The 16,742-nt window shown below is 65.5% G+C and carries 13 protein-coding genes; 12 read left to right on the top strand and 1 reads right to left on the bottom strand.

The genetic code is table 11. The features are described 5' to 3' along the window. Nucleotides 1-100 precede the first annotated feature (100 nt). A complete protein-coding gene (gene dsbD / locus NKF27_RS12555; protein WP_253552063.1) occupies nt 101-2,020 on the bottom strand; it encodes a protein-disulfide reductase DsbD in 1,920 nt (639 codons plus the stop codon). 217 nt (nt 2,021-2,237) lie between these two features. Between dsbD and NKF27_RS12550 the strand changes: the two genes are divergently transcribed. From NKF27_RS12550 to NKF27_RS12495, 12 genes are all read left to right on the top strand, one after another. Then, nucleotides 2,238-3,461, top strand: a complete 1,224-nt coding sequence (locus NKF27_RS12550) for a DUF2333 family protein (protein ID WP_253552061.1) — start codon at nt 2,238-2,240, stop codon at nt 3,459-3,461. Between the two features lie 807 nt (nt 3,462-4,268). After that, nucleotides 4,269-5,441, top strand: coding sequence for a polysaccharide export protein (locus NKF27_RS12545; RefSeq protein ID WP_108132867.1), 1,173 nt, complete (start codon nt 4,269-4,271; stop codon nt 5,439-5,441). Between the two features lie 3 nt (nt 5,442-5,444). Further along, nucleotides 5,445-5,885 carry a low molecular weight protein-tyrosine-phosphatase gene (locus NKF27_RS12540; RefSeq protein ID WP_045993980.1) on the top strand — a complete coding sequence of 147 codons (441 nt, stop codon included), beginning with the start codon at nt 5,445-5,447 and terminating at the stop codon, nt 5,883-5,885. Nucleotides 5,886-5,928: 43 nt separating this feature from the next. Continuing rightward, nucleotides 5,929-8,193 carry a polysaccharide biosynthesis tyrosine autokinase gene (locus NKF27_RS12535; RefSeq protein WP_253552059.1) on the top strand — a complete coding sequence of 755 codons (2,265 nt, stop codon included), beginning with the start codon at nt 5,929-5,931 and terminating at the stop codon, nt 8,191-8,193. Nucleotides 8,194-8,225: 32 nt separating this feature from the next. Continuing rightward, nucleotides 8,226-10,043: an ABC transporter ATP-binding protein gene (locus tag NKF27_RS12530; protein WP_253552057.1), complete on the top strand. Its 1,818-nt coding sequence runs from the start codon at nt 8,226-8,228 to the stop codon at nt 10,041-10,043. 134 nt (nt 10,044-10,177) lie between these two features. Beyond that, nucleotides 10,178-10,801 (top strand): NeuD/PglB/VioB family sugar acetyltransferase, encoded by a 624-nt coding sequence (locus NKF27_RS12525; RefSeq protein WP_253552055.1) that lies wholly within the window; start codon nt 10,178-10,180, stop codon nt 10,799-10,801. A gap of 146 nt (nt 10,802-10,947) precedes the next feature. Continuing rightward, nucleotides 10,948-12,012 (top strand): N-acetylneuraminate synthase, encoded by a 1,065-nt coding sequence (gene neuB, locus NKF27_RS12520; RefSeq protein WP_253552053.1) that lies wholly within the window; start codon nt 10,948-10,950, stop codon nt 12,010-12,012. 25 nt (nt 12,013-12,037) lie between these two features. Then, a complete protein-coding gene (gene neuC / locus NKF27_RS12515; protein WP_253552051.1) occupies nt 12,038-13,255 on the top strand; it encodes a UDP-N-acetylglucosamine 2-epimerase in 1,218 nt (405 codons plus the stop codon). 47 nt (nt 13,256-13,302) lie between these two features. After that, nucleotides 13,303-14,016 carry an acylneuraminate cytidylyltransferase family protein gene (locus NKF27_RS12510; protein WP_221621157.1) on the top strand — a complete coding sequence of 238 codons (714 nt, stop codon included), beginning with the start codon at nt 13,303-13,305 and terminating at the stop codon, nt 14,014-14,016. Next, nucleotides 14,013-14,861: an SDR family oxidoreductase gene (locus NKF27_RS12505; protein WP_253552049.1), complete on the top strand. Its 849-nt coding sequence runs from the start codon at nt 14,013-14,015 to the stop codon at nt 14,859-14,861. The genes NKF27_RS12510 and NKF27_RS12505 overlap by 4 nt, the downstream gene beginning before the upstream one ends. Next, nucleotides 14,858-15,772, top strand: a complete 915-nt coding sequence (locus NKF27_RS12500; protein WP_253552047.1) for a Gfo/Idh/MocA family oxidoreductase — start codon at nt 14,858-14,860, stop codon at nt 15,770-15,772. Before NKF27_RS12505 ends, NKF27_RS12500 begins: the two co-directional genes overlap by 4 nt. After that, nucleotides 15,762-16,625, top strand: coding sequence for an SDR family oxidoreductase (locus tag NKF27_RS12495; protein WP_253552045.1), 864 nt, complete (start codon nt 15,762-15,764; stop codon nt 16,623-16,625). The genes NKF27_RS12500 and NKF27_RS12495 overlap by 11 nt, the downstream gene beginning before the upstream one ends. Nucleotides 16,626-16,742: the final 117 nt, after the last annotated feature.

The following is a 16,742-nucleotide window of genomic DNA, read 5'->3' as shown; positions in this document are numbered from 1 at the left end:
GCTCTTGGCGTCTCTATCGTGTCAGAATTCAGAGTAGTGCGGAGTTTGCCGAAAATTATGAAGGTTGTCCAGCGAGGCCGAACGCTGTTCGCTGACGCCTTCACCCGCTGGTGGTAGTCGCCTGGGCGCCGTCGAGGGCGCGGCTGACCGCGGCGATATGGCCGGCCAGGGCATCGGCGTCGAGTTCGCCCTGGATACGTGCCTGTCGAAGCTCCTGGTCCCCGTCGAAGAACAGAAGACTCGGTGGGCCGAACAGACCCAGATGGTCGAGCACCTCACGACTAACGGCGTTGGTGTCGGTCACATCGACGTCGATCCAGCGGAAGCCGGCGAGGGCCTCACGTACCCGGGGGTCGGGAAACACCTCGCGCTCCATCACCTTGCAGGAAATGCACCATTCGGCGGTGACGTTGACGAAGGCGGGGGTCGTGGACTCGGCCAGGGCCGCCTGAAGCTGGCCCAGGCTCTCGACGATGCGGTCGGGATGGGCCGCCTCGATAGAGTTGCTCGTCGCGCTCATGGGGCCGGCGGCCAGGGGACGAAGAGGGTCGCCACCGCCACGGGCGGCGCCGATGACCAGCGCGATGCCCCACACCAGCAGCACGATACCGGCGCCCTGGCGGACCCGCGGCCAGCCCGGTGTACTCGCCAGATCGAGGGCGCCGAGGGCCAGCGCCGTACCGATGGCCAGGCCCGCCCACAAAAGCAGGGTGACCGGGGCCGGGATCAAACGCTCGATCAGCCAGACGGCGACGCCCAGCAGCAGCACACCGAAGGCGATCTTGACCCCGTTCATCCAGGCGCCCGAGCGCGGCAGCAGGGTGGTGCCGAAGCCGCCGACCAGCAACAGCGGGACGCCCATGCCCAGCGCCAGGGCCAGCAGCGCCGCGCCACCGATGACGGCGTCACCGGTGGAGGAAATGAATACCAGGGCGCCGGCCAGCGGTGCCGACACGCAGGGCGAGACCACCAGCACCGACAGCGCACCGGCCAGCGCCAGACCCAGGGGGCCGCTGCGCTGGGCGCGTGCTTGCCAGGCATCGATGCGTGAGCCCAGCCCCGAGGACAGACGTAGATTGAAGACCCCGAACATGGCCAGTGCGAACAGGGTGAAGAGGGCGGCGAACACGATCAGTACCGGGGCCGATTGCAGGCGTGCCTGAAGGTTGAGCCCGGCGCCGAACAGCCCCATCAGCACGCCGACCAGGGCGTAGGTGGCGGCCATGCCGGCGACGTAGCTTGCCGAGAGCGCAAAGGCGCGGGGGCGGCTGGGGTTCTGACCGACGATGATCGACGACAGGATCGGAATCATCGGCAGCACGCAGGGGGTAAAGGTCAGCCCGAGGCCAGCCACAAAGAACAGTCCGAGCATCAACGGCAGGCTGGCGTCCTGCATCAGGGCGCGGAAGCGGCCGTCTTCGCTGAGCGGAGCTGCATCGACAGAGGCGGCAGGGAGGCTGCCCGCTTGCTGGCTCGTGGGCGGCTGTCCGGCGAGGTCCGCTGCGGTAGCCTGGGCTGTGTTGTCATTGGCCGTCTGGCCGTCCTCCAGGGCGTCGGCAAAGGCGGCGGGGGGCTCACTCTGGGCGGCGGCCAGCTCAAGCCGCTCCGGGGGGTAGCACAGACCGGCGTCGGCGCAGCCCTGGAACGTCAGGGCGATGTCCAGGGGCCCCTGACGGGTGTCGGCCAGCGGGGCACTGAACACCACCTGATCGTAGAAGACGTTGACGTCGCCGAGAAATTCGTCGGTCTTGGCCTCCCCGGGCGGTAGCGACAGCTCACCCAGGGCGTCCGGTTCGCCTGGCAGTTCCAGCGAGAAACGGTGACGATAGAGATAGTAGCCGTCGGCATTTTGCATGCCGATATAGAGCCGATCGCCGTCGTGCCAGGCGCTGGCGGTAAAGGCCTCGTTCACCGGCAGAAACTCGGCGCTGCTCGACGACGAGGAAAAGAACTGGGCCTGGGCCACCCAGGGGGACAGCAGCAGACAGACGAACAGCAAGAGGCGTGTGGCGAAGAACACGTCGAATCCTTGTTGACGATGGGTGTGGAAGACGGGGCAAGGCGTGGCGGGATTCGCCTGCCGTGTCAGACCCCGCTGTGTGACCGTGGAAGCGGGGCGGGGTTCCCGCGGACCCTGCGCTATGATCAGATGCAAGCGTATTCTACCACTGGCGCCGGCGCTTTCCCTCATTGGAGGCAGGGCTGGCCGGCCTTTGATGAACGACAAGGAGAGCGAAATGAGCAGTCGTCGACAGCGCGCCGAAAGGCGTCGTCAGGAGCTCGAGAACCCGCAGTACGGATGGATCTGGAAACCGCTCGCCGTGCTGCTGGTGCTTGCCGTGATGGTGGCGGTGGGGCTGGGGATCTGGTGGAGCCTGGCGCCGTCGCGCTTCGACGTGGAGACTGCCACCCAGGAGCAGCGCATCTCCGCGGCGCCGGCGGCCAGAGGCACCGTTACGGTCGCGACCCTGGCCACCCTGATCGATACCTTGCAGGACAAGCCCGGCGGGTACCTGCGAAATGACCTGATGCCGCCGGGACTGCTGCTCGACAATATGCCGTCCTGGGAAACTGGTGTGCTGGTTCAGGCGAGGCTGATGGCCGCCAGCCTGGCGGACTTCGACCCCGGCGCCGGTGAGTCGGTGAATACTCTGATCGCTGCCCTCGAACAGGACGCCGACGATTGGCTGGCCCCGTCCATGGAGGATCACCTGGCCCAGGCGGGGAACTCGGCCCGCGCCTATCTGGCGCGTTTCGACGATGGGGTCGGCGCGTCCTTCGTCGATCAGGGCCAGGGCCTGGCGCTCTATCTGGACGCGGTGCGCCAGCAGTTGGCCTCGTTGCGGGAGCGGCTGTCATCCACGGTCAGCGACAGCGAGCGCTTGAAGGAACTGGGTATCGAAGTAGCACAGGACAGTCGAGTGCCCTGGTACCGCGTCGACAACGTGTTCCACGAGACCCGCGGTCAGACCTGGGCGCTGGGACACCTGCTCGAGGCGCTCGAGCGTGACCAGGCGGATCTGATCGCAAGCGCGGGCCTCGGCGACAGCTACGCCCGGGCGCTGGCCGAGATCGAGCGTATGCAACGTCAGTTCTGGAGCCCGGTGGTGCTGCGCGGCAGTGGCCTCGGCATCTTCGCCAACTATCCGCTGACCATGGCCCATCATCAGAGCCGACTCGATGGCGCCCTGGCGTCCCTGATCGATGGCCTGGGTGGCGCCAACGCTGCCCCGGAGGCTGCGACACCGCCGGTGACCGAGGTGACCCGTAGCCCCGACGATGAGGAGGCGGCGGAGTCAGCCGGCGTTGAGAAGAGTGATGAGCAGGGTGGCCAGCAGGGCGCTGAAGCCAATAGCGGCGAGCAGGGCGCCGAAGCCAATAGTGACGAGCAGGGCGCTGAAGCCAATAGCGGCGAGCAAGGCTCCAACCAGCAGCAGCCTGCCGAGCAAAGCGCCGAGTAGCAAGAGCCGAGTCAAGAGTCGAGTCAAAAGCCCCGAGCCGTGAACGGGGCCCAATGGCGGGGTGAGAGAGACCGGTTGCCGATTTTCTCCCTCGTCCTTGCCTGAATTTTCGCAAGCTACCATGCCCTCGTTGCCGAGGGCATTTTTTCTCAGTTTGCTTCGTTCGCCCGGATACTTTTTGCCGCTCCGCGCTTTGGTAATTGGAGGCCTGGCGTCCCCCTGGCTGACGCGCCATGTCGCCGATGACTAGATACGTCATCCCGGCGCATGAACCGAGGGTGCTGTAGCGATCGCCTCGGCGTATCAGGAATCAGTGATCTGTCGCACTGCAATGGTGCGTCTGCGAAGGGCCCATGGGCGCGCCCTTTGCCCACATTCTCGATCCTGGTTCCTCAGCGCTTTTTCCGCACATTTCCAACCTTATGATTCGGCTAAAGAAATACTTCCTCCACGGTAACTGTCCGCTGGCGCTCCCGACGTGTCCTGAAGGAACACGCAATTACAAGCGGAAACAGTCGCTCTCATGCTTCCGGGATACCGATATGGGGTTTGTCAGCCTGTGTACGCCAGGAATTTCGGACTGCCAGGACGGCGCGGCTATGCAATCGTACTGGCATAAATCGCAGTACCTGGCGGCCATCGAGTCTTCGAGCGTCGACGGGTGCTGCGGGCTGTCGGTGGTCGATCGTCTCGCAGAAGACGCAGCCTCGACGGTGACAATAACCATCTGTCTACGCGCAGGGCTTCAGGGATATGCCATCGATATCACCCTGGGGCGGTAGCGTGTCACACGCTCAGGGGGACGATATGGATAAGGTGAATCAGGCACACCAGTGGACAAGGGTCGTGGACGAGTCGCAACGATCGCCCGGCTGGCTGGCGGGTGCCGTCTTCGCAGTGCTGCTTGCGCTGACCGTGAGCGGTTGTGCCTATGCCCCCGGCGGGCACATCGACTACGAGACCGAGGCGCCGGACATCGATCATCTGGTCGACATCCAGGCCATCACCCCGGCATTGGTGGCGAACTTCCGCCAGAACGTCACCGGCGATGTGGCCAGCACCATGCCTTCCTACCTCAAGGCCCAGTTGACGGACTACGAGTACCGTGTCGGGCCGGGTGATGTGCTCAACATCACCGTCTATGACCACCCCGAGCTGACCATCCCGGGGGGCGCCGAGCGCAGCCCCGAAGAGACCGGCAAGACGGTACAGCCAGATGGTCGCATCTATTTCCCCTATGTCGGACGTTTCCGAGTGGCCGGGCGGACGGTGGACCAGATACGCCGAACCCTCACCGGCATGCTGTCGAACTACATCACCGAGCCCCAGGTGGACGTCAACGTCGCCGCCTACCATTCCAAGAAGATCTACGTCAGTGGAGCGGTGGCCACCCCCGGCGCCCAGCCGATCACCACGGTCCCGCTGACCCTGGTCGATGCGGTCAGCCAGGCCGGGGGGCCATCGGAGACGGCCAACTGGCACGAGGTGGTACTCAATCGTGATGGCACCAGGGAGGTGCTGTCGCTGTACGCGCTGATGCGCCATGGCGACCAGACCCAGAACCGCCTGCTGCGCGATGGCGACGTGGTGCATATCCCGACCCTGGAGTCCGAGAACGTCGCGGTGCTGGGGCAGGTCAGGAATCCCGGCAATCTGGTGCTGGGCAACGAACGTATCACCCTGACCACCGCCCTGGCGCGAGCCGGCGGCGTCATCGAGACCACCGCCGAACCGTCGGGGATCTTCGTGATTCGTCCCAAGCCGCCGGGCGATGCCAAGCTTGCCACCGTCTATCAGCTTGATATCAGCAACGCCACCTCGCTGACCATGGGCACCCACTTCCCGCTGCAGCCCCAGGACGTGGTCTACGTGACGGCGGCCCCGCTGGCACGCTGGAACAACGTGATCAGCCTGCTGCTGCCGTCGGCACTGCTGCCCGGCACCATCGCCGACACCACCACCCGCATCGGCGAGATCTGATCGGTGCGTTTTGCCAGTGCGCTGGTGCTGTGTCGAGCGAACCTGTGTCGTAGTCCGCTCGGTGCGGCGCTGCTGCAGAGGCGGCTGCCCGCCATGGAGATTCAGTCTGCCGGGCTTTCTGCGGTGCGCGAAGGTGAAGCCGCGCCCGCAGAGGTGCAAGCGCTGGCCAGGGAAGCCGGGCTCGAGTTGAGCGCTCACCGCGCTCGGGTGGCAACGCCCGAGATGATCGCCAATCACGATCTGGTGCTGGTGATGAGTGCGTCCCAGCGCCAGGCGGTCAGCGAACTTGCGCCCTTTGCCACCGGCAAGACCCTGCTGTTTGCCCACTGGCTCGACGGGATCGATATCCCCGACCCCTACCGCAAGAGCCTGGACGCACACCGTCAGGTATTCGTGATGCTTTCCGATGCCGCCGACGCCTGGCACCGAAGGCTCGCGCCATGACCTCGTATCGCCGCGCTCGAGGCCACCGACAGGACCTGCCGTCATGACCCAAATGTCACGCTTGCCTTCCGCTCCCGGCCGCGAGGATATCGACCTCGGGCGCATCCTGGGGCTATTGCTCCGGCACAAGTGGTGGATCCTCGCCGTCACCCTGCTGTTCGGAGCGGCAGGTTATGTGTCCGCCTTGCTCAAGCCACCCATCTACGAGGGCGACGCCCTGGTGCACGTGGAGCGTCGGGCCTCGGTCAGTCCGCTGGGGGACCTGGCCACGGTGATGGGAGAAGAGGAGAACACCTCGGCAGAGGTGCAGATACTGCGGTCTCGCATGGTGCTGGGGCGGGTAGTTGACCGCCTCGCCCTCGACACCCAGGTGTCGCCACGGCGTCTGCCGCTGGTCGGTGACTACCTGGTGCGTGAAGGGGTGACCCGAGAGGACCTGGCTGAGCTGGGCTGGATGACCGCACCGCTTGGATGGCTCGAGCGGTTGATGCCCGAGGCATGGGATCTGAGCCATCTGGTGTGGGCAGGGGAGTCGCTGCAACTGGCGCGCCTCGAGGTCGCTGACGCCTATCGCGGCGCGGCCTTCCGCCTGGTGGCAGGCCGAGATGCCGGCTATCAGCTGTTTGGTCCTGACGGTGATCTGTTGGGTGTCGGTCGTGTCGGCGATACCGCAAGATTCGACGGAGGCGATGTGGTGTTGAGCGTTCGCGAGATGACCGCAGCGCCAGGTGCAGAGTTCAGCCTGTCCAAGCGCCCCCAGGTCTCGGCCATCGATTCGCTGCTGGCACGCTTGACGGTCACCGAGCAGGGCAGCGGCTCGAGCGCCAGCACCGGCATGTTGCGCCTGACCCTGACCGGCACCGACATCGATCGGGTGCGCGAGTCGCTGGATGTCCTGGCGGAAACCTTCCTGATGCAGAACGTCGAGCGGCAGTCGGCCCAGGCCGACCAGAGCCTGGCCTTTCTCGATGAGCAGGCGGTGGCATTGAAGGCCTCACTGTCGTCGGCGGAAGATCGGCTCAATGCCTATCGCGTCGAGGTGGACAGCATCGACCTGGACTCCGAGGCGGCCTCGGTGGTCGAGCAGTTGATCTCGGTGGAGGAGCAGCTCAACACCCTGGATTTCCAGGAAGCCGAACTGGTCCAGCGGTTCACCCGCAATCACCCCACCTATCAGGCGTTGATGCGCCAGCGCGGCATCCTCAACCAGGAGAAGGCCCGGCTGGAGGAGCGTGTCAGCGAGATGCCCGAGTCCCAGCAGGAAATCGTGCGCCTGACCCGGGACGTGGAGGTGACCCAGGCGATCTATGTCAATGTGCTTAATCGTGCGCAAGAGGTGGCGGTCGCCAAGGCCGGCACCATCGGCAATGTGCGGGTCATCGACGATGCGTATGTGGATGACGATCCGGTGGCACCCAACGCCGGCCTGATGATGGCCCTGGCCACGGTTATCGGTGCCTTTCTGGCGGTGGCGGTGGTATTGGTGCGTGGCATGCTCAATCGCGGCATCGAGAGCCCGGACCAGCTCGAGGACCTGGGGCTGCCGGTGTACGCCACGGTACCGCTTTCCGAGTTTCAGCAGCGCCTGGTCAAGCGGGTCAAGTATCGCAGCGACCGGCGCAGTCAGCCGGTGATCAAGGGCCTGCTGGCCCTGACTCAACCGACCGACATGGCCATCGAGGCGTTGCGTGGCCTGCGCACCAGTCTGCACTTCGCGATGATGGAAGCGCCCAACAACTGCCTGATGATCACCGGCCCCAGTCCCGAGATCGGCAAGAGCTTCATCTCGCTGAATCTGGGCGTGATCTGTGCCCAGGCCGGTCAACGGGTACTGGTCATCGACGCCGATATGCGCAAGGGGCACCTGCACAGCGCCTTCGGCGCCAAGGCCGAAAGTGGCCTGTCGGACCTGCTGTCGGACAAGAGCGAGGTGGCCGAGGTCATCCGCCACACCGAGGTGGAAGGGCTCGACTATCTGTCGCGAGGCGCTTGCCCGCCCAATCCTTCGGAACTGCTGATGCGCGAGCGTTTCACCACGCTGATGGAGCAGTTCAGTCGCGACTACGATCTGGTGATCGTCGATACCCCGCCTGTGCTGGCGGTGACCGACGCCGCCATCGTCGGCAACCGCGTGGGCACCAGCCTGCTGGTGACGCGCTTCAAGCTCAACCCGGTCAAGGAGGTCAGGGTGGCGCTCAGGCGCCTGGAGACCTCCAACGTCAGGGTCAAGGGCTGCATCCTCAACGCCATGGACCCCAGCGCCAGGCACGGTTACGGCTATGGTCACTATGTCTATGCCTACCAATGAGTGCGGCGGCGGCGACAACCAGGGGCGCTTAGATGCTGACTGATCTGCGCGAACTCTACGGCCTGCTGACTCACCACCAGCGCCGGCAACTTCTGCGGCTGCAGGTGCTGGTGGTGGCGATGGCGCTGTGCGAGCTGCTCAGCGTCGCCTCCATCGCGCCCTTCATGGCGGTGGTGGGCGATCTGGAGCGCCTTGGCGGGGACGGCGTGATGGGCGAGCTCTATCGGGCCAGCGGTGCCGACTCGCCGGAGCGCTTTCTTCTATGGCTCGGGCTGGGGGTGCTGGGCGCGTTGTCGGTCGCCGCAGTGGTGTCGATGGTGACGGTGTGGCGGCTGGCGGTCTACGGCGCCACCGTCGGGGCGGAGCTGGGGTCCCGACTGTTTGCCCACTACATGCACAAGGACTGGCTGTTCCACGCCGGAGGCAGCAGCAGCTATCTGACCAAGCAGATCGCTCAGGAGTGCCAGCGAGTCATGCTGGGCGTCATCGATCCGTTGATGCAGATGAATGCCAAGGTGGTGCTGGCGCTGTTCATGTCGCTGGCCATCCTGATCTACAACCCCGCCGTGGCGCTGTGTGCCATGGCGTTGTTCTCGCTGGCCTACCTGCTGCTCTATCACACCGCCCGACGTCGCCTGATGAGCAACGGCGAGGCGCTGTCGGCGGCCCAGGGCCAGCGCTTTCGGCTGATGGCCGAGGGATTCGGAGGGATCAAGGATCTGTTGCTGCTGGGGCGTCAGACCCAACTGACCGAGCGTTTCGATCGGGCCAGTCGGCGCTTTGCCCGGGCCCAGGGCACCAATCAGGCGCTCAAGCAGGCGCCGCGCTATGCGATGGAGGTGGTGGCCTTCGCCTCGGTGATCCTGCTGTTGTTCTACCTGCTCAAGACCCACCAGGGCGAGATGGCGTCGATGCTGCCGGTACTGGCGGTGTATGCCCTGGCGGGTTTCAAGCTGCTGCCGGCTTTTCAGCATATCTACGCCAGCGTCTCGAGCATCCGCGGGAACCTGCATGCGCTCGAGGAAATTCGCAATGACCTGCGGGCCAGCCATGCCCTTGACCAGGCATGCGTCCTTGAGCATGGCGGTGACCCGGCCCAGGGCGGCTCACCCCTCAAGGCCCGGCGCGAGATTCGCCTCGAGGGCGTCAGCTTTCGCTATCCCGGCGCACGCTCTCCCGCGGTGGACGACGTCAGCCTGGTGATCCCGGCCAACAGCGTGATTGGCCTGGTTGGCGCTTCCGGTTCCGGCAAGTCCACCCTGATCGATCTTTTGCTGGGGCTGATGCAGCCCCAGCGAGGGCGCATCAGCGTGGACGGAAAGGTCATCGATGAGGCCAATCGTCGCCAGTGGCAGGACGCGCTGGGTTTCGTCTCCCAACAGCTCTATCTATGCGATGGCAGCATTCGCGACAACGTGGCCTTCGGTCTGGCCCCCGAGTGCATCGACGACGACCGCGTCGAAAGGGCACTTCGGCTCGCCCACCTGGCCGAGTTCGTGGCCGAGCTGCCTCAGGGCATCGAGACCCTGGTCGGCGAGCGCGGTGTCCAGCTCTCCGGGGGACAGCGCCAGCGCATCGGCATCGCTCGGGCGCTCTATCACGAGGCCGAGGTGCTGGTGCTGGATGAGGCGACCAGTGCCCTGGACGGCATCACCGAGCGGCTGATCATGGACGCGATCCATGACTTCGCCGGTCGCAAGACCATCGTGCTGGTCGCCCATCGACTGACCACCGTCATGGCCTGCGAGTGCATCTACATGATGGAGCGTGGACGCCTGGTGGATCAGGGCAGCTACCGGGAGCTGATGTCGCGCAACGAGGTGTTCAAGCGAATGGCGCAGAGCGCCTGAGACGGGACTCCGGTGAAGGGCGCGAGCGAGGGCGCGGATGAAGGCATGGGTGAAGCGACGGACGAACCGCTGGCGAAGTGACGGACGGAGCGCTGGTAAAGCGAACGCGCATCGATGAAGGGAGGCGGGCACCGATGAAGCAGTGCTTCGTGATCGGCGGCGGCGGCCATGCGCGGGTGCTGCTGCATGGACTGCGCGGGCTTGGCTGGCAGGTGGCCGGCTACGTGGCACAGGAGCCCTCGTCGGCCATGCCGGTCCCCTGGCTGGGGCAGGACCGTTGTCGACTGGCGTCGCCGGAAGGCCTGCCAGGCGTCGCCTTCCTGGGGGTCGGCATGGTCACCAGCGCGCCCTGGCGGCGCTCGCTGATCGAGGCCTTCCTGGCGCAGGGATTCGACCTCCCGCCGTTGATCACGCACAACGCCTTGGTGCATGACGACGTGAAGCTGGGAGACGGCAGCGTGATACTGGATGGTGCCGTGGTGGTCACCGGCAGTCGTCTGGGACGAGGCTGTCTGATCAACACCCGGGCGGTGGTCGACCATGACTGCGTGTTGGGCGACAACGTCCACGTCGCCTGCGGTGCCACGCTCAGTGGGGGCGTCAGGCTAGGGGCGGACGTGATGATCGGCACCGGAGCCAACCTGATCCAGGGGGTCGAAGTGTGTGCGGGGGCGGTGATCGGCGCCGGTGCCACCGTGGTCGGGGACGTGACGCGCCCTGGGGTGTATCTCGGGACGCCCGCGCGACGACGGGAATGAATGCGCCTGGCTGACACGCATCACCACAAGACGTCACAGCGAAAAGTGCCAGAGGCACAAAAAAAATTAAAGCAGGTCTACGCAAAAAGCAGGTCTACGCAAACAGGGAAGGCGCTTCTGCCAAGAGGCGCAAGCAGGGGACACGAATGAGTCATTCCGAGGTTGTCGAGACCAGGAGGGTGGCATCGAGCCGCGCCGAGTCGCCAGGCGTACAGGTGATCGCCGAAGCCGGCGTCAATCACAATGGGTGCCTGGATACCGCCATGGCACTGGTGGACGCGGCACGTGAGTGCGGCGCCGATGCCGTCAAGTTTCAGTGGTTCAAGGCGGAGCAACTGGTGACCGCCGACGCCGCCCAGGCAAGCTACCAGCGAAAGGCCTGTCCGGAGGACGGCTCCCAATACGCCATGCTCAAGCGCCTGGAACTCGGCCTTGACGATTTTCGGCGATTGGCCCAGTACAGCCGTGACAGTGGCATCGAATTCCTGGCCAGCCCCTTCGACGAGGACAGCGTCGAGTGGCTGGCTGCGCTGGACGTCGGTTGCTTCAAGGTGGCCTCCGGGGAGTTGACCAATCTGCCGCTGCTTTCACGTATCGGCGCCCAGGGCAAACCGGTGCTGTTGTCCACGGGCATGAGTTTCCTGGGGGAAATCGAAGCCGCCTTGGCGACCCTTTTGGCGGCGGGGGCCGGCGACGTTACGGTACTGCACTGCGTCAGTGAATACCCGGCGCCGGTGGATCAGATCAACCTCGCCGCCATGGACACCCTGGCCCAGGCCTTCGGATGCCCGGTCGGCTACTCCGATCATAGTGATGGTATCGATATCGCGCTGGCGGCGGTGGCGCGTGGGGCCGTGGTCATCGAGAAGCACCTGACCCTGGATACCAGCATGGCGGGGCCGGACCACGCTGCCTCGCTGGATCCTCAGGCCTTCCTGGCGATGGTGACCGCCATTCGTCGTATCGAACAGGCCCTCGGCGATGGGCGCAAGCGCCCGGCGCCCTGTGAGCAGCCCCAGCGGGAACTGGTGCGTCGCAGCGTGGTGGCCGGGCGTGACATCGACGCCGGCGAGGTGCTGGCGCACGCCGATTTGCTGCTCAAGCGGCCTGGCAGCGGTCTGCCGGCCGCCGCCCTGCCTCAGTTGATCGGCCGGGTGGCCAGACGCCGTATCGGTCGCGACGCCCTGCTGGATTGGGCGGATCTGACATGACGGCCTGGGCATGAGGGGGACTGGCATGACACCGAGAAAGATCTGGGTCCTGACCAGTTCTCGAGCGGACTATGGGCTGCTCTACTGGTTGCTTCGGGAAATCGACGAAGACCCTGCGCTGGAACTGATGCTGGTGGCCAGCGGATCGCACCTGTCCACCGAGTTCGGCTCCACGGTCAGCGAGATCGAGCGCGACGGCTTTCGTCTGCATCGACGCCTCGAGATCCTGCTGGCGTCGGACTCACGCAACGCCATGACCAAGGCCATGGGGCTGGCGCTGTTGAGCGTCGGCGATGCCCTGGTCGAGGACCGGCCCGACCTGGTGGTCCTGCTGGGCGACCGTTTCGAAATCGTGCCGGTGGCGTTGGCGGCGGTCACCCACGGTATCACCCTGGCCCACCTCCACGGGGGCGAGACCAGTCGTGGCGCCCTGGACGAGTACTATCGTCATGCGGTGACCAAGCTGGCCAACCTGCACTTTCCCGCCACCGAGGTCTACCGTCGGCGGATTCTGCAGATGGGGGAAGACCCCGGCCGAGTGTTCGTCCACGGCGCGCCGGGCATCGATCACCTGTACCGCAGCCGCACGCCGACCAGGGCAGTGCTTGCAAGGGCCCTGGACATGCCACTGGACCGGCCCACCGCGCTGGTCACCTATCACCCGGTGACCGCGGGTACGGGCGAGGACGTGGAAGCGCTGATCGCGGCCTTGTCGCGTTTCGAGGATCTGGACGTGCTGGTGTGCAAGGCCAACGCCGACTGTCATGGACGCAGCATCAATGCCCGGCTGGCGCGCTGGTGTGCCGAGCGCCCCGAGGCCAGGCGTCTGGTCGACAGTCTGGGGCAGCGTCTCTATCACGGCTGTCTCGAGCACATGGATGTGCTGGTGGGCAATTCGTCCAGCGGTCTGATCGAGGCGCCATCCTTCCGTCGGCCGGTGGTCAATGTCGGCAAGCGTCAGGACGGCCGCCTCAAGGCGGCAAACGTGATCAATGTCGAGGCCTCGGAGGAGGCCATCGCCAAGGGCATCGAGACCGCCCTGAGCGAGACCTTCAAGCGTTCGCTGGGCGCTCTGAGCAATCCCTATGACCCCTTCGAGGATGGAGCCGCCTCCCGGCGAATCAAGAACACCTTGAAACGGGTCAAGCTGGATGCCGGTATCCGTGAGAAGTGGTTCTTCGACATCGACGAGGTGTCCCCTCTGGGCGGCGCCGCTGCTTCGACCAAAGGCCTGATGGGCTGACCTTCTTCCCTTCGACAACGACCCCTTCAACCGTTCAGGAAATGATGATGACACCAGTGTCCGAGGCGGCAATGTCGGTGACGGCGGTGATACCGGCACGGGGCGGCAGCAAGTCGGTGCCGAGAAAGAACCTGAGGCCGCTCGGCGGACGACCGCTGCTGGTCTGGTCGATCGAGGTGGCACGGCAGGTGAGGGCGATCGATCGGGTGATCGTGAGTACCGATGATGACGAGATTGCCCAGGTGGCCCGCCGGCATGGCGCCGAGGTGCACCGTCGGTCGGCGCATCTGGCCACCGACGAGGCGCTGGTGATCGACACCATCCGTGAACTGTTTGATGAGCTGAACCAGGGCGGCGAGGCTCCCGAGGTGATGGTGCTGCTGGAGCCCACCTGCCCCTTGCGCAGTGCCGAGGATGTGGCCGAGTGCCTGTCGCGCCTGGTGGTGCAGGGGCTGGACTCGGTGGCCACCTTCAAGGCTGCCGAGGTCAATCCTCACCGTACCTGGCGGCTGGATGCGCGGGGCCGGCCCACCGCCTTTATCGACGGCAGCGATCCCTGGCTGCCGCGGCAGGCGCTACCCATGGCCTATCAGCTCAATGGGGCCGTCTATGCCTTCCGTCCCGATCGTCTTCCCCAGGATGGCAAGGCGTTGCTGTTCGGGCGTAGTGGCGCGGTGATCATGCCGGCGGAACGCTCGGTCGACATCGACCGCGAGCACGACTTCGTCATCGTCGAAAGCCTGTTGAGGAGAGCCCGTTGAGCCAGCCTGTCGAAGCCTTAGTGACTCCCGCAGCCACCGATGTGCGCCCGGCGATCTTGATCACCGGGGCTACCGGTGGAGTCGGCATGGCCCTGTGCCGCCACCTGAACCGCCGCTTTCGGGTGATCGCTCTGGGGCGTGACGCCAACGCCCTGGCAGAACTGGCCGCAAGCCTTCCCGGTGTCGAGGTCCACTGCCTGGATCTCGCCGGCGGTGAGATCGCAAGTGACATCGCGTCACTGATGGAGCAATGCGGCGACGTCGGCTATCTGATCAACAATGCCGGCTTCAATCGGCCTGCGCCAGTGGACGCCGATATCGAAGCCGTGCTTCGGCGCTCGCTCGAGGTCAACGCCATCGCGCCGGCCATGCTCATGGCGGCGGTGCTGCCCGGCATGCGCCGTCGTGGCTTTGGCCGCATCGTCAATATCACCTCCGGCGCACCGCTCAACTGTTTTGCCGGGCATGCCGCCTACAGCGCCTCCAAGGCGGCGCTGAATGCGCTGACGGTGACCGCCGCCAGAGAACACCAGGACGTGGATATCAAGATCAACCTGATGAGCCCCGGCCCGGTGCGCAGCAAGATGGCCCCCGAGGCACCGATGGCGCCCGAGGTCTGTCTACCGACCCTGGACCATCTGCTGGATTTGCCCGCGGATGGCGCCAGCGGGCGCTTCTTCTGGCTGGGTCACGAGATACCGCTGACGCCGTCCCTCGATGGCATCGACTGGCTGGCGGGGACCGCGCCGGCAGGTTTTGCCCGGCTTTGGCCAGAGGCAGACGAGAGCAGCGGTCTCGACAGCAGTGGCGCGGACGTAAGCAGCAGTGACAGGGAGTGCCGATGAGGCGTATTGGCATGCTGGGCATGAGTCCGGGCAACGGTCACCCGTTTTCGTTTTCCGCCATCCTCAATGGCTACCACGAAGCGGCCATGGCCGAGGCGGGCTGGCCGGTGATCCATGACTATCTGGCATGGCGACATCGCTCGGAATTCGGCGTCGGTGATCTGCGTGTCACCCACGCCTGGACCCAGGATCGAGACGTCACCGAGCGGCTATGTCGCGCCTGCCATATCGACGAGGCCGTGGCCGAGCCTGGTGACATGCTGGGGCAGGTGGATGCGGTCATCATCGCCCGAGACGATCCGGCGAGCCACCGTGAACTGGCGGCTCCCTTTCTCGAGGCGGGCCTCGCGGTGTTCATCGACAAGCCGCTGACCCTGGATCTGCAGGATCTGGCCTATTTTTCCCCCTACCTGGCAGCAGGGCGCCTGATGTCATGTTCCGGCATGCGCTTTGCCAGCGAACTCGACGCCCTGCGTGCGACGCCGGGGGCGCTGGGGAGCTGGCACCTGGCCAGGGGCGCTATCGTCAAGGACTGGGAGCGCTACGGGGTTCACCTGCTCGACGCCATCCTGCCGTTGACGGCGGCGACGCCGGTGTCCGTCAGAGCGCTTGGGGCAGGCCACCAGTCCTTCGCCATCACCATGAGTGACGGCAGCCTGATGAGCATCGATGCGCTCGGTGAGGTGCCGCCGGTCTTTCGCATCGAGGTGTTTGGTGATACCGGTCAGGCCAGTGCCGACATCCGCGACAACTTCGGCATGTTTCGTCGCACCCTGTGGGAGTTCTGGCGGATGCTCGAGCAGGGGCCGGATCGTCATCAATGCCAGACCACACTCGCGGTGATCAAGACCTTGATCGCCGGGCGCCTCGCGGCCGAACGGGGAGAGGAGGTACGTCTCGATGCGCTCTGACAACGAGGGTGCAGGCCTCGTACCCGCGCAGGCGCGCGCCGTGTCGGCGCTGTTCGATCTGAGCGGTCGGGTAGCACTGGTCACCGGGGCTCTGGGCATCCTGGGGCGGCACTTCTGTCGAGCACTCGCCGAATGCGGCGCCTCGCTGGTGGTCGTGGATCTCGACGCTGCCGAGGCCGAGCGCTTCGCCGCCGAGCTTCAGACCGACCACGGTCAGCCTTGCCTCGGCCTTGGCTGTGACGTCAGCGACGAGGCCTCGGTCGAGGCCATGGTGGCGCATGCGGTCAAGACGCTGGGAGGCATCGACATCCTGCACAACAATGCGGCGACCAAGGCGCGAGACCTGGAGGCCTTCTTCGCCCCGGCCGAAGACTACACCCTGGCCCAGTGGCGTGACGTCATGGCGGTCAATCTCGACGGTGTCTTTCTGGTGTCGCGAGCGGTAGGCCGGCAGATGATCGAGCAGGGTCGAGGCGGCAGCATCATCCATACCGGTTCCATCTACGGCGAGATGGGCTGCGATCCGCGTATCTACGAGGGCTCGCAGTACCTGGGGGTGGCCATCAACACGCCTCCGGTCTACGCCGCCTCCAAGGCCGGGGTATCCGGACTGGCGCGTTATCTCGCCACGCTCTGGGCAGGCCACGGTATCCGCGTCAATACCCTGGTACCGGGCGGCATCGAGAGTGGCCAGAATGCTGCCTTCGTCGAGCGCTATTCGGCCAGGGTGCCGCTGGGGCGCATGGGAACACCGACCGATCTGGTCGGCGCGCTGATCTTTCTGGCCTCGGATGCCTCCGGCTACGTGACGGGGCAGACGCTTCACGTGGATGGTGGCTTGAGCGCCTGGTAGCACGGCGTCGATGCACGCTGCCCGATAAACGGCACCAGTTGAACGGCAGCGAAGGGATTGCCGGAGGTGTGGCAAGGCGTGCCCCATGGCCGCTGCAATATGCGCAGGGAAGGAGTT

This window comes from Halomonas sp. DN3, assembly GCF_024137905.1.
Classification (GTDB): Bacteria; Pseudomonadota; Gammaproteobacteria; order Pseudomonadales; family Halomonadaceae; genus Halomonas; species Halomonas litopenaei.
The sequence above is the reverse complement of the archived record's forward strand: the minus strand, read 5'-3'. Positions and strand labels throughout refer to the sequence as shown.